The organism is Rhodococcus sp. 114MFTsu3.1 (assembly GCF_000383555.1).
Taxonomy (GTDB): domain Bacteria; phylum Actinomycetota; class Actinomycetes; order Mycobacteriales; family Mycobacteriaceae; genus Rhodococcoides; species Rhodococcoides fascians_E.
The window spans coordinates 141,143-157,830 of record NZ_KB911544.1; the positions used below are offsets into that span (position 1 = coordinate 141,143).

Sequence of the window (16,688 nt, forward strand, 5' to 3'; positions counted from 1 at the left end):
ACGGTTCCCGAGTCGACGACGGCGGAACCGCAGGTGACTACCCGCTGTTGCGCAGAGCAGTCGCCAAACCGTTCATCGTCAGCAGGATGCCGCGTTTGACGCGCTCTTCCTCGTCACCGGCGCGGTAGCGGCGCAGCATCTCGACCTGCATCTGATTGAGGGGCTCGAGGTACGGGAACCGGTTGTGGACCGACCGTTCCAGGGCCGGATTGTCCTCGAGCAACCTCGAGTGTCCGGTGATGGAGAGGTACATCTCGATGGTCTTCGCATGCTCTGCTTCGATCATTCCGAAGATCCTGGTGCGCAGTTCCGTATCCGGGACGAGTTCGGAGTAACGAGCAGCGATCCCCAGATCCGATTTGGCCATGACCTGCGCGAGGTTCGACAGTACCGTTTGGAAGAACGGCCACTTCCGATATAGGTCCGTCAGTACCGCCAGCTTGTCGTCGTCGCCGCCGACCCATTCCTCGAACGCCGTACCGGTTCCGTACCAGCCGGGCAGCATCACACGGCACTGGCTCCAGGACATCACCCATGGGATCGCGCGCAGGTCGTACACCGAATTGGTCGGCTTGCGTGACGCGGGGCGGCTTCCGATGTTGAGCTCTCCCACCTCCGCAACCGGAGTGGACATGCGGAAGTACTCCACGAATCCGGGCTCCTCGTGCACGAGCCGGCCGTACGCAGCGCGGGCTTTCGCAGCCAGGTCGTCGAGCACCTCGTAGGCAGGCTCGGCACCGTCGCCGAGACCTTCCACGTCGAGGAGGGTCGATTCGAGCGTGCCCGCCACCAGCGATTCGAGGTTGCGGCGCGCCATGGACGGCTCGGCGTACTTGGCGGCGATGATCTCGCCCTGCTCGGTCAGACGCAGCGACCCCTGCACGACGCCCGGAGGCTGCGCGAGGATGGCGTCGTAGCTCGGACCGCCGCCGCGACCGACGGTGCCGCCACGACCGTGGAACAGCCGCAACCGAATTCCGGTCTTCCGCGACGCCTCGAGCAGATCCAGTTCGGCGCGGTACAACGCCCAGTTGGCGGCGAGGTATCCGCCGTCCTTGTTCGAGTCCGAGTAACCGAGCATCACTTCCTGGTTCATCCCGCGGCCCGCGACGAGAGCCCGGTAGACCGGAACGTCGAGGGTGGCCACGAGCGTGGCCGCACCCTGCTGCAGGTCCTCGATGGTCTCGAACAGGGGCACGACGCCCACCGTCGACGTCGGGGCGGATCCGTCGGTGCCGGGGTCGAAGATCCCGGCCTCCTTCAGCAGCAGGGCTGCCTCGAGCATGTCGCTCACCGACTGGCACATGCTGATGATGTAGTTCTGGATCGTGTCGGGCCCGAGGTGATCGATGGCCACCTTCGCGGCGCGCACGATACCGAGCTCCTTGGTCGCGAGCTCGCTCAGCTGAGCTGTCGGACCCACGAGGGGACGACGAGTGGTCAGCTCGCGGGACAGAAGAGCCACCCGCTCGTTCTCGTCGAGCGAGGCGTAATCGGGGTGCACGCCGGCCCAGGACAGGAGTTCGGCGACGACTTCCTCGTGCGTCTCCGAGTTCTGGCGCATGTCCAGAGCCTGCAGGTGGAATCCGAACGTCTCGACGGCCTGACGCAGCGCCAGCAGACGATCGTCGGCGATGAGCGCATCACCGTCGGCGCGCAGCGCCCGGTCGATCGTGTCGAGATCGTTCAATACGTCCTGGGGCGCGGCATACGGGGTGGATCCGACGTCGAGTCCGGCGACGGGAACGGAGTCGAGAACCCGGGCGGCGGTGGCCGTCAGGCGTGCTCGGATCCCGCGCACCGCAACGCGATACGGCTCGTCGTTGCGGTTGTCGGCGGGATCGCCTGCTTCTGCCGCCAACGTCAGCAGTTCGTCGCTGACCGCGACGAGACGCACGGACATCGACAGTTCTTTCTCGAGCGCGACGAGCTCGTCCAGGTAATGAGCGAACGCGGTGTACCCGGCCTGATGGGTCGCGGTGTGCACGACCTCGGCCGTGACGTTCGGATTACCGTCGCGGTCTCCGCCGATCCACGAACCGGGACGAAGAATGGGCTGCGGCAGCAGGTCGCTCGACGGCCACCTCTGCCGAAGGGCCGCACGGACGTCCGCGTTGAGCGCCGGAATGACGTCGAACAGTGACGTCTCGAAGTAGCGGAGGCCCACCTCGATCTCGTCCTGAATTCGGAGCCGTGACAACCTGATCAAGGCCGTCTCCCACAACGTCAGAACCTGGCGACGGATCTGAATGTCCACCGCAGCAAGCTCTTTGGCGGCACTCGACGCCTTGTTCGCCGCCGCGGACGAGGCAACCTCGCGCCGTCGCATGAGCTCGGTGATCCTGGATTGAACATCGAACACCGTCCGTCGACGCGTTTCCGTCGGATGCGCAGTGATGACCGGGGCCACCAGTGCATCGGTCAGCGCGTCGGCCACCTGCTGCTGGGTGAGGTCGGCGGAATCGAGTTTGATCCACGTCGCGTCGAGGCTGCTGTCCTGAGGCGGATCCTCGCGATCGAGGTGAATTGCGCGACGGCGCTCGCGGTGCAGGTCCTCGGCGAGGTTGGCCAGCAGCGAGAAATGACTGAACGCACGAATGAGCGGAACTGCCTGCGACACGTCGAGATCTGCGTAGATCCCGAGTGAATCGTCGCGCTCGCCCTCCGAGCGGCGGACGGCGAAGGATTCGACGCGGGCACGTTCGACGAGGTCGAACACGGCGGGTCCTTCGTGCTCGCGGATGATGTCACCGAGAATTCCACCGAGGTATCGAATGTCTTCCCGCAGCGGCTCGGTCAACTCACGACCTTGCGTCGTGGGTGTGACGAAGGCGGGAGATCCTGACGACTCCAAAGGGGTTTCGCTCATCCCCCGATTATCGTGCACCCACCGGTGTCATGCAGCCCGAGGTCCTGTTCGGGCCCGGCACCGACACATGATATGTAAGGACAAACCCGATCAGGAGAACTTGATCTCCAGGCCGATTCCGAGGATTGCGATCAGCCACACGACGCCGGTGAAGATGGTCAACCGATCCAGGTTCTTCTCCACGACCGTCGAGCTCGACAGAGACGACTGGACACCGCCGCCGAACAGACTGGACAGGCCGCCACCCTTGCCCCGGTGCAGCAGCACCAGAAGAATCAGCGCCAAACTGGTGACCACCAGCAAAATATCCAGGAACAGTTCCATGTCCGCCTCACAATAGTCTCAGCTCACAACCCGTGACAGCCTACCTGCACGACGCACATTGCCGTGTCACCGCCTCGGTGGCGGTGACACGGCAATGTCCGATGTACGGCTCGACCAGCTGCTGCGATCAGGGCAGAGGGCCACCCGCGGCGATTGCCGACAATGTGGCGAACTCGTCCGCCTTGAGGGAGGCTCCACCGACGAGCGCACCGTCGACGTCGGGCTGGCCGACGATCTCGCCCACGTTCTTCGCGTTGACGGAGCCGCCGTAGAGGACCCGCACGCCCGCCGCCACCTCTGCGGAGGCGAGCGTCTTCAGCTCCTCGCGGATTGCCGAGCACACTTCCTGCGCGTCCGCGGCACTGGCCACTCGACCGGTGCCGATCGCCCACACCGGCTCGTAGGCGACCACGACCTTCGCGATGTCCTCGGCCGACAACCCGGCCAGCGAACCACGAAGCTGCGTGATGTTGTACGAGACGTGCTCGCCAGCCTCACGGATGTTGAGGCCCTCACCGATGCACACGATCGGTGTGAGTCCGTGCTTCAGTGCAGCCTTGGTCTTGGCTGCGACCGCGGCGTCGTCCTCGCTGTGCAGGGTTCGACGCTCGGAGTGCCCGACGACAGCGAACGTGCAACCGAGCTTCGCGAGCATCGACCCACTGATCTCACCGGTGTATGCGCCGGACTCCTGTGCGGAGACGTCCTGCGCGCCGTAGGTGAGCAGGAGCTTGTCGCCCTCGATGAGCGTCTGCACACTGCGGATGTCCGTGAACGGCGGAATGACCGTCACGTCCACCTTGTCGAAGTACTTCGCGGGCAGCGAGAACGCGATCTTCTGCACCAGCGAGATCGCCTCGAGGTGGTTCAGATTCATTTTCCAGTTGCCTGCGATGAGCGGCTTACGTGCCATGGTTCATCCCTCCAGCGCTGCGATGCCGGGAAGCTGCTTGCCCTCGAGGTATTCGAGAGATGCACCGCCTCCGGTCGAGATGTGCGAGAAGCCGTCGTCGGACAGTCCCAGTGCACGGACGGCGGCTGCGGAGTCCCCGCCGCCGACGACGCTGAACGCGCCCTTCTCGGTGGCACCGACGATTGCCTCGGCGATGCCCCGCGTTCCTGCGGAGAACTTCTCGAACTCGAAGACACCGGCCGGGCCGTTCCAGAAGATCGTCTTCGCGTTCGCGAGCACGACGGTGAATCGGCTGACGGACTCCGGCCCGATGTCCAGTCCCATCCAACCGTCCGGGATCTCGGATGCGGCAACGGTCTTGGCTTCGGCGTCCTTCGAGAACGAGTCACCCACGACGATGTCGACCGGCAGGTGGATGACATCGCCGAACCGCTCGAGCAGGTCCTTGCAGACGTCGATCTGGTCTTCCTGCAGAAGCGAAGAACCGACCGAGTAGCCCTGTGCGGCAAGGAAAGTGAACGCCATGCCGCCGCCGATGACCAAAGTGTCGACCTTGGGTGCGAGCGCCTCGATGACACCCAACTTGTCCGAGACCTTCGACCCGCCGAGCACGACCGCGTACGGGCGTGCCGGATCCTCCGTCAACTTGGCCAGCACGTCGACCTCGGTGGCCACCAGACCACCTGCGTACGACGGAAGCAGCTTCGCCACGTCGTACACCGAAGCCTGCTTGCGGTGCACGACGCCGAAGCCGTCGGACACGAAAGCACCCTCACCGTCGGTGAGCGCGACCAACTCGGCTGCCAGCTGAGCACGCTCGGCCTCGTCCTTGCTGGTCTCACGCGGATCGAACCGGATGTTCTCCAGCAGCAGTACGTCGCCGTCGGTCAACCCTTCGGCACGAGCCTGAGCATCCTGGCCGACGACGTCGCCCGCCAACTGAACGTGGCGACCGAGCAGTTCCCCGAGCTTCGACGCCACCGGCGCGAGCGAGTACTTCGCCTCGGGCTTGCCGTCCGGCCGGCCGAGGTGTGCGGTGACGATGAGCTTCGCACCGGCGTCGAGCAGTGCGTTCAACGTCGGAAGCGATGCGACGATGCGACCGGGATCGGTGATGACACCGTTCTCGATCGGCACGTTGAAGTCCGAGCGCACCAGAACCGGGCGACCCGACACGCCGGCGTCGATCAGGTCCTGCAGAGTCTTGACTGCCATGCGATCAGAGGGACTTTCCGACGAGACCGATGAGGTCGGCCAGGCGGTTGGAGTAGCCCCACTCGTTGTCGTACCAGGACACGATCTTGACCTGGTCGTCGATGACCTTGGTCAGCGGTGCGTCGAAGATCGACGAGTGCGGGTCGGTGACGATGTCCGAGGACACGATCGGGTCGGTGCTGTACTTCAGGATGCCCTTCAGCGGGCCTTCCGCTGCTGCCTTCATGGCGGCGTTGATCTCGTCGACGGATGCCGACTTCTTCAGGTTCGCCGTGAGGTCGGTGACCGAGCCGGTCGGGATCGGCACCCGCAGTGCGTATCCGTCGAGCTTGCCGAGAAGCTGCGGGAGCACCAGGCCGATGGCCTTTGCCGCGCCGGTGCCGGTGGGGACGACGTTGAGGGCCGCTGCGCGTGCGCGACGCAGGTCGCTGTGCGGGCCGTCCTGCAGGTTCTGGTCCTGCGTGTACGCGTGCACCGTGGTCATGAGCCCCTTGACGATGCCGAACTCGTCGTCGAGGACCTTGGCAATGGGGCCGAGGCAGTTGGTGGTGCACGACGCGTTGGAGATGATGTTCTGGCTGCCGTCGTACTTGTCGTCGTTGACGCCCATGACGATCGTGATGTCCTCACCCTTGGCAGGTGCGGAGATGATGACCTTCTTGGCGCCTGCGTCGAGGTGGCCCTTGGCCTTCGAGGCGTCGGTGAAGATACCCGTGGACTCGACTACGACGTCGACGCCCAGGTCACCCCACGGGAGAGCCGACGGTCCCTCGCGCAGCGACAACGCCTTGATCTTCTGATCGCCGACGACGATGGTGTCGTCGCCTTCGAGGCTGACGTCGTGCGGCAGACGGCCCAGGATCGAGTCGTACTTCAACAGGTGCGCCAGGGATGCGTTGTCGGTGAGGTCGTTGACAGCCACGATCTCGATGTCGGTGGTGCCCAGAGCTTTCTGCGCATCGACTGCCCTGAAGAAGTTACGTCCGATGCGGCCGAAGCCGTTCACGCCTACCCGGATCGTCACTGTTCGCTCCTAAGTTGTTGAACCGATTGTCGTATTTCGCGCATGGGGCAAGTCCCTACGTGCGTTTTCCACCCTAGTGTGCGCACTGCATTCGCGCGCGCATCACCCTCCACCTGCAGTTATCCGAGCAGTCGCGTCGTCGGCTCTCGCCCTTGCCTCAGGCCTCGTCGAGCAACTCGGCGGTGACGGCGGACTCGGTGTCCGGAATGCCGGTGTCCTTCGCCTTTCGATCCGCCATGGACAGCAACCTGCGGATACGTCCGGCGACCGCATCCTTGGTCATCGGTGGGTCCGCGAGTTGGCCGAGTTCTTCGAGCGATGCCTGTCGATGCTGGACGCGCAGCGACCCGGCCGCAGCCAGATGATCCGGCACGTCTTCGCCGAGAATCTGCAGCGCACGTTCGACCCGCGCCGCCGCGGCCACGGCGGCTCTCGCCGACCGGCGCAGGTTGGCGTCGTCGAAGTTGGCCAGCCGGTTGGCGGTGGCACGCACCTCACGACGCATGCGCCGTTCTTCCCAGACGAGCCTGGTGTCCTGCGCTCCCATGCGTGTGAGCAGCGCGCCGATGGCTTCTCCGTCCCGCACGACGACTCGGTCGGTGCCTCGCACTTCCCGTGCCTTGGCGACGACGCCGAGGCGGCGAGCTGCACCGACAAGTGCCAGTGCGGCCTCGGGACCGGGGCAGCTGATCTCGAGTGCCGAGGACCTACCCGGCTCCGTCAGAGAACCGTGAGCCAGGAACGCCCCGCGCCACGCTGCTTCGGCGTCACCGACCGTGCCGCCGACCACCTGAGCGGGCAGCCCTCGGACGGGACGTCCACGCATGTCGAGAAGTCCGGTCTGGCGGGCGAGTGCCTCGCCGTCCTTGGCCACTCGGACGACGTACCGCGAGCTCTTCCTCAGACCACCGGCGCTGAGAACGTGGACGTCGGACGTGTACCCGTAGAGGTCCAGGATCTCGCGGCGCAGTCGGCGTGCTGTCGAACCGAGGTCGACTTCCGCCTCGACGACTACTCGTCCGGCAACGATGTGAAGCCCGCCGGCGAAACGCAGCAGCGCCGACACTTCGGCCCTCCTGCAGCTCACCTGGGTGACAGCGAGCCTGCTCAGCTCGTCCTTCACCTCAGCTGTCATGGCCACGAAGTGATCCCCTCTCTGCGCGGCCCGTCGGACGCGTCGTTCTCCTGCGAGGAGACGATGCTACCGAGGGCCGCAGCCAACTTTCCGAAATGATGTGCGTGGGTGCCCGGTTCCGCGACGTCCACGTAGACGACGTCGGCTCCCAACCGTGCTGCCGCTCGGGCGAGATGCTCGCGTTCGCCACCGGCCGGGACGAACGCGGAGTCGACGACGATGTGGTCGACCCTGAAATCCGGTGCGTGCTGGGACAGTACGTGCAGGTGCCGCTCGGCGGAGAATCCGGTCGTCTCCCCCAATTCCGGTGCCAGATTGAGTACGAGCACCTTGACCGCGGACGACCGTGCCAATGCGGCCAGCAGATCCGGGACGAGTACGTGGGGAATCACACTCGAGAACCACGACCCCGGTCCGAGTACGACCAGATCGGCCTCGTCGATGGCGCGAACCGCTTCGGGCGTCGCGGGCGGATCCGACGGTAGGAGTCGTACGCGCCTGACCTTGCCCGGTGTCGTCGCGACGGCGACCTGTCCGCGGATGACGCGCGACACCCTTGGATCGTCCTCCAAGCCCGAGACGTCGGCCTCGATGTCCAGCGGGATCGGTGCCATCGGCACGACGCGGCCCTCGATTCCGAGCAGGCGCGCTGCTTCGTCCAACGCGAGCACCGTGTCACCGAGAACCTCCGTCAGGCCCGCGAGGATCAGGTTCCCGACGGAATGGCCCGCGAGCGCACCCGATCCACCGAACCGATGCTGCATGACGTCCGCCCACATGCGCGTGCGTTGTTCCTCCGACGACAGCGCTGCCAGCGCCATACGGAGGTCGCCCGGCGGGACCATCCCGAGCTCCGCGCGGAGCCGGCCCGAGGACCCACCGTCGTCCGCGACGGTGACGATTGCTGTCACGTGCGATGCGAGCCTGCGTGCGGCGCTGAGCGTTGCGTACAGACCGTGTCCACCGCCGAGGGCGACGACTTTCATGTCGCTCATTCGCGGCCCGCGTCTCGGTGCAGCACCCGCACCGACAGGTCTTTCTCTCGCGCCAGCATGTCTGCCAGCGCTTCTGTCATTGCCACACTTCGATGCTTGCCACCCGTACACCCGACCGCGACGGTCATGTAGCTCTTGCCCTCCCTGCGATACCCGTCGACGGTCAAGTGCAACAAGTGCCGAAAGGTCTGCAGGTAGTCCTGGGCACCGTCTTGACCCAGGACGTAATCACGCACTGCAGGCTCTTTGCCAGTATGTTCTCGCAACTCGGGAACCCAGTGCGGATTCGGCAGAAATCTCACGTCGCACACCAGATCGGAATCGATCGGCAGACCGTATTTGAAGCCGAAGGACTGGACGGTCACACCGATCACCGCGATGTCGGTTCCTCCGAACGACGCCTCCACTCGGCGACGTAGTTGATGCACCGACAGCGATGTCGTGTCCACGACGACGTCCGCGACGGATTTCACCTCGGCGAGCCGGGCACGTTCGGCGTGAATCCCCTCGGACAGGGTGCCGTCCTGGCCGTCGTTCTGTAGTGGGTGGCTTCGGCGGTTGGATTCGAACCGTTGGATCAGCACCGCATCCGCGGCCTCCAGGAACAGGACTCGGTTCCGTATGCCCCGCGAGTTCAGTTCACGAACGACCCATCCGAGGTCACCGGTGAACAGTCGGCTGCGGACGTCCATCACCAGTGCGAGGCGTTCGAGCGGAGGTTCAGAGGCGAGCGCCACGTCGATCATCTTCGAGATCAACTCGGGTGGCAGGTTGTCCGCCACATACCACCCCAGGTCCTCGAGCACCTTCGCGGCCGTGCGCAGACCCGCACCGGACAGACCGGTCACGAGCGCAACCTCGATATCATGAACTGCGGTCGCTCGAACTGCGGTGGCTGGAATCGCGTCCGGTCGTGCGTCCACGTCTCCAACCGGGTCCGCTTCGTGAACGTCGTCGTCCTGCCGAACATCCGGTTCGCTCACGTCACAACCTGCCCTGTCGAAGTCGTCTCCTGCCGATCTTCCCCCACCGGCGCCGTCGATGCCGACATATCGCCCTCGACCTCGGCCGACGACCCTTCGCCTGCGGCTGCCCCCGTCGCGGTGACGCCGGCGTCGGCGTCACCTGCCCCCAGTGCGTCCAGGACTGCCTTGGCGGTGGTGGCTCCGATTCCCGGGACCTCGACGATGTCCTCCACCGTCGCCTGTTTGAGTTTCGCGACGGAGCCGAAGTGCGTCACCAGCGCCGTCCGTCTGGTCTCGCCGAGACCCTTCACCGAATCGAGCGCCGACGCGGTCATCCTTCTGGACCGCTTGCTGCGGTGGAACGTGATGGCGAACCGGTGCGCTTCGTCCCGAACCCGCTGGAGCAGGTACAGCGACTCGCTGGTTCGAGGAAGGATCACCGGATCGGATTCGCCGGGAACCCACACTTCCTCCAGACGCTTCGCCAGGCCGACCACTGCGACGTCGGTCACACCCAACTCGTCGAGTACCTCGGACGCGGCAGCGACCTGCGGTGCTCCGCCGTCGACGACGAACAGGTTGGGCGGATACGCGAACCGTCGCGGACGCCCGGTCTGCGGATCCAACGCGGCCTCCGGCGACAGGTCGCCCCCCGATTCGTTGCCCGAGGCATCGGAGCTGTGGCGCAGGAATCGTCGGCGGGTGACCTCGGCGATGCTCGCGACGTCGTCGGAATGCCCGTCTCCTGCGGCTTCCTTGATCGCGTAGTGCCGGTAATCGCTCTTGCGCGGCAACCCGTCCTCGAAGACGACGAGCGACGCGACGACATCGGTGCCCTGAACGTGCGAGATATCGATGCACTCGATGCGCAGCGGCGCGGAATCCAGATCCAGCGCCTCCTGAATACCCTGCAGCGCAGCGGATCTCGATGTGAAGTCACCGGCTCGCTTCAACTTGTGCTGTTGCAGAGCTTCTTTCGCGTTTCGTTCGACGGTTTCCGCGAGCGCCTTCTTGTCTCCTCGCTGCGGAACCCTCAGCTGCACGTTCGATCCGCGCAGCTCGCTCAGCCACTGCTGCACCTCGTCCGCGTTGCCCGGTAGCACCGGGACCAGCACTTCCTTCGGGACCGCGTTGGCTCCCGCGTCGTCGACGCCGGGAGTGCGCGAGGACAACGCTGCTTCCTGGCCGTAGAACTGGGTGAGGAACTGCTCGACCAGAGCCGGAAGGTCGGACTGATCGTCGGCCACCGTCTCGATGACCTCACCCGCCTTCTCCACGACCCATCCGCGCTGTCCGCGGACTCGGCCGCCGCGTACGTGGAAGACCTGCACCGCAGCCTCCAGCGGATCGGTCGCGAAGGCCACCAGGTCGGCGTCGGTTCCGTCACCGAGCACCACAGCCTGCTTCTCCAGCGCCCGCTTCAAGGCGCCCACGTCGTCGCGGAGTCGAGCAGCGGATTCGAAGTCCAGATTCTCCGACGCGTCCTGCATCTTCTTCTCCAGCTGCCGAACCAGCTTGTCCGTCTTGCCGGACAGGAAGTCACAGAAGTCCTCGACGGTGCGTCGGTGCTCGTCGGCCGACACGCGTCCGGTGCACGGCGCGGAACACTTGTCGATGTAGCCGAGCAGACACGGGCGGCCGATCTGCTTGTGCCGTTTGAGAACTCCTGCCGAACAGGTACGGGCCGGGAACACACGCAACAACAGATCGAGAGTCTCGCGAATTGCCCACGCGTGTGCGTAGGGACCGAAGTATCGGACGCCCTTGCGCCTCGGTCCGCGGTAGACGAACAGACGCGGATACTCCTCGTTCATCGTGACCGCAAGCATCGGGTAGCTCTTGTCGTCGCGGTACCGAACGTTGAATCGAGGATCGAACTCCTTGATCCAGTTGTACTCGAGCTGCAGCGCCTCGACCTCGGTCGTCACCACGGTCCATTCGACGGATGCCGCCGTGGTGACCATCTGGCGAGTGCGCGGGTGCAGGGACGCGACGTCCGCGAAGTACGAATTGAGGCGGCTTCGAAGGCTTTTGGCCTTGCCCACGTAGATCACGCGTCCGTGAGGATCACGAAATTTGTACACGCCGGGCTCCACCGGGATGGTTCCGGTTGCCGGGCGATATGTAGCTGGGTCGGACACGGTGTCCAGGTTAGCCGCAGCCACCGACCGGCTTCGGCGAGCTAGCGGTCCGAGCCCGCATACTTCGCTTCCAGGCTGCGGAAGGACCGGACCGCGGCGACCGCGTGATCCCGATCGTTCGACTGGATGGCCATCACCGGAATGAACTCGTCGTCCGGGATGTCCACCCGCGCCCACATCGCCCCGTCGGGGAAGGACAGACCGCGAACGAGGTCCCATTCGATCAGACGCTCGGACAGGATGTTCCTGACCGCAACGCCCTTCTTGCCGACCCGCACGCGTGGGCGCGTCAACAACAGTGCGATACCGGCCAACAACACACCGATGCCGGCCAACGCCAGCTGATCGGCAGTGCGGAAGTACACCCCGGTGGGCGAGATCCGCAGCAGGATCGCCACGGTGGTGTGTGCCACCACCAGCAGAACAGCGGCAGCAATCGCGTAGCGCGCGGACTTCTTGGACCGGACCTCGAGATCCCAGCCTGCGTTCTCCGTCATCGAAATTCCTGGTTCGTCCACGGTTGCCGCAGATGCTTCAGGGTCAGCGCGGTGTCGATCGCCGCCGCAGCGGCCTGCCCGCCCTTGTCCTCCTTCGACCCGGGAAGCCCGGACCGATCGAGAGCCTGCTGCTCGTCGTCCGTCGTCAACACTCCGTTGGTCACGGGAGTGCTCTCGTCGAGCGACACCCGCGTCAGACCGGCCGTGACGGCGTCGCACACGTACTCGAAATGCGGTGTTCCGCCTCTGATCACCACGCCGAGAGCAATCACCGCGTCGTGGTCACGGGCCAAGGTCTGCGCGACGACCGGAAGCTCGATCGCCCCCGCCACTCGAACGACGGTGACCTCGGTGACACCGGCTTCCTCGACCTTTTTGCGTGCGCCGTCGAGCAGAGCCTCGGAGATGGTGCGATGCCACTGACCGGCAACGATGGCGACCTTCAGATCACCTGCGCCCTCGAGTTGTAGTTGTGGTTCGCCTTCCCCGCTCATGAATGCTGCCCCTTCTCGTATTCGTCGAGTCCGGCCAGGTCGTGGCCCATGCGGTCGCGCTTGGTGCGTAGGTAGGTCAGGTTCTCCGCGTTCGCCCGCAGCGGCATCGGGACGCGCTCGGTGACGTGCAGTCCGTATCCGTCGAGACCGACTCGCTTGGCTGGATTGTTCGTCAGCAGGCGCATCGAGGAGATGCCGAGATCCACCAGAATCTGAGCACCGATTCCGTAGTCCCGCGAATCGGCTGGAAGTCCGAGCTGAAGGTTTGCGTCGACGGTGTCCGAACCTGCGTCCTGCAGCTGGTACGCCTGCAACTTGTGCAACAGTCCGATACCGCGGCCTTCGTGCCCTCGCATGTACAGCACGACGCCTCGGCCCTCGGTGGCGATCATGTCGAGCGCAGCATCGAGCTGAGGACCGCAGTCACACCGCAGCGAACCGAAGACGTCGCCGGTCAGGCACTCCGAGTGCACACGGACCAGGACGTCGCTGCCGTCACCGTCCGGTCCGGCGATATCTCCGCACACCAGGGCGACGTGCTCCACCTCGTCGTAGACGCTCTGGTATCCGACGGCGCGGAAAGTGCCGTGAGCGGTGGGAATCCGAGCATCCGCGACGCGCACGACGTGCTTCTCGTGCTTGCGGCGCCACGCGATGAGATCGGCGATGGAGATGAGTGCGAGGTCGTGGTCGTCCGCGAAGACCCGCAACTCGTCGGTCTGCGCCATCGAGCCTTCGTCCTTCTGGCTGACGATCTCGCAGATGACTCCCGCAGGCCGCAGATCGGCCATTCGTGCCAAGTCGACGGCCGCTTCGGTGTGACCCGGTCGACGCAGGACTCCGCCGTCCTTCGCGCGAAGCGGAACCACGTGTCCCGGCCGGGTGAAATCGCCCGCGCCCGTCGTCGGATCCGCCAGCAGCCGCATGGTCGCAGCCCTGTCCGAGGCCGAGATTCCGGTCCCGATGCCCTCCCGGGCGTCGACCGTCACCGTGTAGGCCGTGCCGTGCTTGTCCTGGTTGGTCGCGTACATGGGAGGAAGACCCAGGCGGTCGCAATCGTCACCGGACAGCGGTACACAGAGGTACCCCGAGGTGTACCGCACCATGAACGCGACGAGTTCCGGCGTCGCCTTCTCGGCCGCGAAGATGAGGTCGCCCTCGTTCTCGCGATCCTCGTCGTCGACCACGACCACAGCTTTACCTGCGGCGATGTCCGCAACCGCGCGCTCGATACTGTCGAACCTTGTCACGTCCTACGCTCCATACGTCTTGTTCACACCCCAGACGAATTCAGGCATGAATACTTCGTCAACAGTAACTTTCCGGCATTCCTACTCGGCGGCGAGGGTCTGCAGCCGTTCGACGTATTTGGCGATCACGTCGACCTCGAGGTTCACCGGCGTCCCGACGTCCGAACTACCCAGCGTCGTCAGGTCGAGCGTCGTCGGAATGAGCGAGATCTCGAACCAGTGCCCGCCGTCGTCGTCGCGACCGAGCGCCGACACCGTCAGCGACACCCCGTCGACGGTGATGGAGCCCTTCTCGACGACGTACCGCGCGACCGAGGTGGGCATTGCGATCCGGACGACCGTCCAGTTCTCCGAAGGAGATCGGTTCACCACCGTCCCGGTGCCGTCGACATGACCCTGAACCAGGTGACCACCCAGCCTGCTGTTCAGTGCTGCCGCACGTTCCAGATTGACCCGGCTGCCCACCGTCAAGCGCTGCAAGCTGGACCGGTTCAACGTCTCCTGCATCACGTCGGCCGTGAACGCGCCGTCGGCCAGCACGTCGACGACCGTCAGGCACACACCGTTCACGGCGATCGAATCACCGTGCCCTGCATCCGACGTGACGATCGGACCCTTCACCGTGAAGCGGGCGGCATCGGTCAGATCGTCCTTGCCGACGATCTCGCCGAGTTCCTCGACAATCCCAGTGAACATCAGATCTCCACTCTCTCGTTTCCGGTCACTACTGCAGCTTCACCGCGCTGACGACCACGTCGGTTCCCAGTGGGACGACACTCTCGATCGAGAACCGCAGGGCGTCGGAAATTGTTCCGACGCCTGCATTCTCCACCGCCGAGGTCCCCGAACCGAGTACGACGGGAGCGATGTACGCCACGATGCGGTCGACGACACCTGCGGCGAGAAAAGCGCCGGCCAGGGTCGGCCCACCCTCGACCAGGACGTCGGTGTACTCGCCGAGCGCGTCGACGACGTCGTGCGGATCGTGCGATCGGACGAAGATCGTGCGTGTGTGGTCGCCGCGGATGCGCGCCTCGGGAGGGATGTCACGATGGCCGACGACGACGCGGACGGGTTGGTGCGGTGCGGAGCTTCCGTCGGGAAGCCGGGCTGTGAGCAGCGGATCGTCCGCGATCACGGTTCCGGTCCCGACGACGATTGCGTCCAGAGTCGCGCGCTGCGCGTGTACGTGCGCGCGAGCGTCGGGTCCGGTGATCCACTGACTCGTGCCGTCCTGCGCTGCGCTGCGGCCGTCGAGACTTGCCGCGTACTTCAACGTGATGTGGGGGCGTCCGGTCCGTTGCTTGTGTAGCCACGCGCGCAGTGGACCGCGCTTCACGGCGTCGGACTCCAACCCGGACGAGACGTCGACGCCTGCCTCGGCGAGCGTGCCTGCTCCCCCTTCGGCAAGAGGGTTGGGATCGGCCACCGCATAGACGACACGACGAACGCCTGCCGCGATCAGCGCCTGCGAGCACGGACCGGTCCGACCGGTGTGATTGCACGGTTCGAGCGTGACCACTGCCGTTCCGCCGCGTGCGCGTTCACCGGCTTCCGCAAGAGCGACCACCTCGGCGTGCGGACCCCCGGGCGGCCGCGTCACCCCGGTCCCCACGACGACCCCGTCGGCGTCGAGGATGACGGCTCCGACCGGCGGATTGGGACTGGTCGACCCCCTGGCCGTTTCCGACGCGGCGATGGCGAGCGCCATGGCGGCGGTCTCGCTCACAGCGGCGCCGGATGTCATCAGTGTGCGAGGTGGTGCGACGCCCCGGCTGCACGGTCGCGCAACGCGCGCACGGTCGCTGCGGGATCGGCTGTGCCGTACACGGCGGACCCGGCGACGAAGCAGTCGACGCCGGCGTCCGCGGCCTGCTCGATGGTGTCGGCATTGATGCCGCCGTCGATCTCGACGACCAAGGTCAGTTCGCCGGAGTCGACGAGATTGCGTACCGTGCGAGCCTTGCTCAGCACCTCGGGCATGAACGACTGTCCGCCGAAGCCCGGCTCGACGCTCATGACGAGCAGCGTGTCGAAATGCCGAAGTATCTCGAGGTACGGCTCGATCGGGGTGCCGGGCTTGACGCTCAAGCCTGCTTTGGCTCCCGCTGCACGGATGTCCTTCGCGACGGCAATGGGATCGTCCGTCGCCTCCGCGTGGAACGTGACGTTGTAGGCACCCGCCTCCGCGTACGGCGGCGCCCACCGAGCCGGATCCTCGATCATCAGATGGCAATCGAGGGGTATGTCGGTGGCCTTGACGAGACTCTGGACGACGGGAAGGCCGAGCGTCAGATTGGGAACGAAATGCGCGTCCATGACGTCGACGTGGAGCCAGTCGGAGCCTGCGACGGCCTCTGCTTCCTCCCCCAGACGGGCGAAGTCGGCGGAGAGGATGGACGGAGCGATCATCGGAGCTGCCACGATGAGACAGCTTAAAGGGTCGGCCGCCGGGCTCCCGCGGCGCGTGATTTCTCCGTGCCCGATTCAGAGCCGCTTCAGGGCCCGCTTGGGGGCCTTCGCTCGCCACGCTTCGGTGAGCAGCTCCTGCACTTCAGTGGCGTCCGCCCGGTCCAAGTCCACGATGATCGAGCCGTGCCCGTCGTAGTGATCCGTGGTGTAGTACGCGGAGCCGGGCGCGGCCAGCAGAGCTTCTTTCTCTTCGAGGCTGCACATGACGACCACGCCGCCCTCTGCTTCGGCCCGTAGACGGGCTATCAACTTGTTCGCCACCTTCAACGCGGGAGTGTTGTAGGACGTCGACTCCTCGGTCTCCGGAAGGGTCGCGGCGAACGAGACGAGGTCTTCCCATGCAAGTGCCATGGGAACAGTGTCGACCATGTCCGGCCGCGGCACTTGGAGGAAT

At 65.4% G+C, this 16,688-nt stretch carries 16 protein-coding genes; all 16 read right to left on the reverse strand.

The genetic code is table 11. The features are described 5' to 3' along the window. Positions 1 to 37 precede the first annotated feature (37 nt). Positions 38 to 2,869, reverse strand: coding sequence for a phosphoenolpyruvate carboxylase (gene ppc, locus H292_RS0100620; RefSeq protein ID WP_037187859.1), 2,832 nt, complete (start codon positions 2,867 to 2,869; stop codon positions 38 to 40). Positions 2,870 to 2,959: 90 nt separating this feature from the next. Beyond that, a complete protein-coding gene (secG, locus tag H292_RS0100625) occupies positions 2,960 to 3,193 on the reverse strand; it encodes a preprotein translocase subunit SecG (protein WP_019666357.1) in 234 nt (77 codons plus the stop codon). Positions 3,194 to 3,320: 127 nt separating this feature from the next. Then, positions 3,321 to 4,106 carry a triose-phosphate isomerase gene (gene tpiA, locus H292_RS0100630; RefSeq protein ID WP_019666358.1) on the reverse strand — a complete coding sequence of 262 codons (786 nt, stop codon included), beginning with the start codon at positions 4,104 to 4,106 and terminating at the stop codon, positions 3,321 to 3,323. Between the two features lie 3 nt (positions 4,107 to 4,109). Then, the gene (locus tag H292_RS0100635) at positions 4,110 to 5,321 is read right to left on the reverse strand and encodes a phosphoglycerate kinase (RefSeq protein ID WP_019666359.1); all 1,212 of its coding nucleotides are present in this window, start codon (positions 5,319 to 5,321) and stop codon (positions 4,110 to 4,112) included. Positions 5,322 to 5,325: 4 nt separating this feature from the next. Beyond that, a complete protein-coding gene (gene gap / locus H292_RS0100640; RefSeq protein ID WP_019666360.1) occupies positions 5,326 to 6,345 on the reverse strand; it encodes a type I glyceraldehyde-3-phosphate dehydrogenase in 1,020 nt (339 codons plus the stop codon). A gap of 157 nt (positions 6,346 to 6,502) precedes the next feature. Then, entirely contained in the window at positions 6,503 to 7,486 is a 984-nt protein-coding gene (gene whiA, locus H292_RS0100645; RefSeq protein ID WP_019666361.1) for a DNA-binding protein WhiA, read from the reverse strand. Next, positions 7,477 to 8,475, reverse strand: a complete 999-nt coding sequence (locus H292_RS0100650) for a gluconeogenesis factor YvcK family protein (protein ID WP_019666362.1) — start codon at positions 8,473 to 8,475, stop codon at positions 7,477 to 7,479. Before H292_RS0100650 ends, whiA begins: the two co-directional genes overlap by 10 nt. Next, positions 8,472 to 9,398 carry an RNase adapter RapZ gene (gene rapZ / locus H292_RS0100655; RefSeq protein WP_442978513.1) on the reverse strand — a complete coding sequence of 309 codons (927 nt, stop codon included), beginning with the start codon at positions 9,396 to 9,398 and terminating at the stop codon, positions 8,472 to 8,474. The genes H292_RS0100650 and rapZ overlap by 4 nt, the downstream gene beginning before the upstream one ends. Before the next feature lie 56 nt (positions 9,399 to 9,454). Continuing rightward, a complete protein-coding gene (uvrC, locus tag H292_RS0100660; protein ID WP_080733959.1) occupies positions 9,455 to 11,581 on the reverse strand; it encodes an excinuclease ABC subunit UvrC in 2,127 nt (708 codons plus the stop codon). 41 nt (positions 11,582 to 11,622) lie between these two features. Then, the gene (locus tag H292_RS26650) at positions 11,623 to 12,078 is read right to left on the reverse strand and encodes a PH domain-containing protein (RefSeq protein ID WP_019666365.1); all 456 of its coding nucleotides are present in this window, start codon (positions 12,076 to 12,078) and stop codon (positions 11,623 to 11,625) included. Next, on the reverse strand, positions 12,075 to 12,572 hold the full coding sequence (gene ribH, locus H292_RS0100675; RefSeq protein ID WP_020110118.1) for a 6,7-dimethyl-8-ribityllumazine synthase: 498 nt from the start codon (positions 12,570 to 12,572) through the stop codon (positions 12,075 to 12,077). The genes H292_RS26650 and ribH overlap by 4 nt, the downstream gene beginning before the upstream one ends. Then, positions 12,569 to 13,822, reverse strand: a complete 1,254-nt coding sequence (locus H292_RS0100680) for a bifunctional 3,4-dihydroxy-2-butanone-4-phosphate synthase/GTP cyclohydrolase II (RefSeq protein ID WP_019666367.1) — start codon at positions 13,820 to 13,822, stop codon at positions 12,569 to 12,571. The genes ribH and H292_RS0100680 overlap by 4 nt, the downstream gene beginning before the upstream one ends. Before the next feature lie 81 nt (positions 13,823 to 13,903). Beyond that, complete coding sequence (locus H292_RS0100685; RefSeq protein WP_019666368.1) at positions 13,904 to 14,518, reverse strand: riboflavin synthase; 615 nt, start codon at positions 14,516 to 14,518, stop codon at positions 13,904 to 13,906. A gap of 28 nt (positions 14,519 to 14,546) precedes the next feature. Beyond that, positions 14,547 to 15,569 (reverse strand): bifunctional diaminohydroxyphosphoribosylaminopyrimidine deaminase/5-amino-6-(5-phosphoribosylamino)uracil reductase RibD, encoded by a 1,023-nt coding sequence (gene ribD / locus H292_RS0100690; RefSeq protein WP_020110119.1) that lies wholly within the window; start codon positions 15,567 to 15,569, stop codon positions 14,547 to 14,549. Continuing rightward, complete coding sequence (gene rpe, locus H292_RS0100695; protein ID WP_019666370.1) at positions 15,569 to 16,246, reverse strand: ribulose-phosphate 3-epimerase; 678 nt, start codon at positions 16,244 to 16,246, stop codon at positions 15,569 to 15,571. The genes ribD and rpe overlap by 1 nt, the downstream gene beginning before the upstream one ends. A 63-nt stretch (positions 16,247 to 16,309) precedes the next feature. After that, a complete protein-coding gene (locus H292_RS0100700) occupies positions 16,310 to 16,645 on the reverse strand; it encodes an MmcQ/YjbR family DNA-binding protein (protein ID WP_176458839.1) in 336 nt (111 codons plus the stop codon). Between the last annotated feature and the right edge of the window lie 43 nt (positions 16,646 to 16,688).

Coding starts and splice junctions, on each gene's coding strand:
- ppc (WP_037187859.1), bottom strand. CDS start 2,869: ATGAGCGAAACCCCTTTGGAGTCGTCAGGATCTCCCGCCTTCGTCACA.
- secG (WP_019666357.1), bottom strand. CDS start 3,193: ATGGAACTGTTCCTGGATATTTTGCTGGTGGTCACCAGTTTGGCGCTG.
- tpiA (WP_019666358.1), bottom strand. CDS start 4,106: ATGGCACGTAAGCCGCTCATCGCAGGCAACTGGAAAATGAATCTGAAC.
- H292_RS0100635 (WP_019666359.1), bottom strand. CDS start 5,321: ATGGCAGTCAAGACTCTGCAGGACCTGATCGACGCCGGCGTGTCGGGT.
- H292_RS0100650 (WP_019666362.1), bottom strand. CDS start 8,475: ATGAGCGACATGAAAGTCGTCGCCCTCGGCGGTGGACACGGTCTGTAC.
- H292_RS26650 (WP_019666365.1), bottom strand. CDS start 12,078: ATGACGGAGAACGCAGGCTGGGATCTCGAGGTCCGGTCCAAGAAGTCC.
- ribH (WP_020110118.1), bottom strand. CDS start 12,572: ATGAGCGGGGAAGGCGAACCACAACTACAACTCGAGGGCGCAGGTGAT.
- H292_RS0100685 (WP_019666368.1), bottom strand. CDS start 14,518: ATGTTCACTGGGATTGTCGAGGAACTCGGCGAGATCGTCGGCAAGGAC.
- ribD (WP_020110119.1), bottom strand. CDS start 15,569: ATGACATCCGGCGCCGCTGTGAGCGAGACCGCCGCCATGGCGCTCGCC.
- H292_RS0100700 (WP_176458839.1), bottom strand. CDS start 16,645: ATGGCACTTGCATGGGAAGACCTCGTCTCGTTCGCCGCGACCCTTCCG.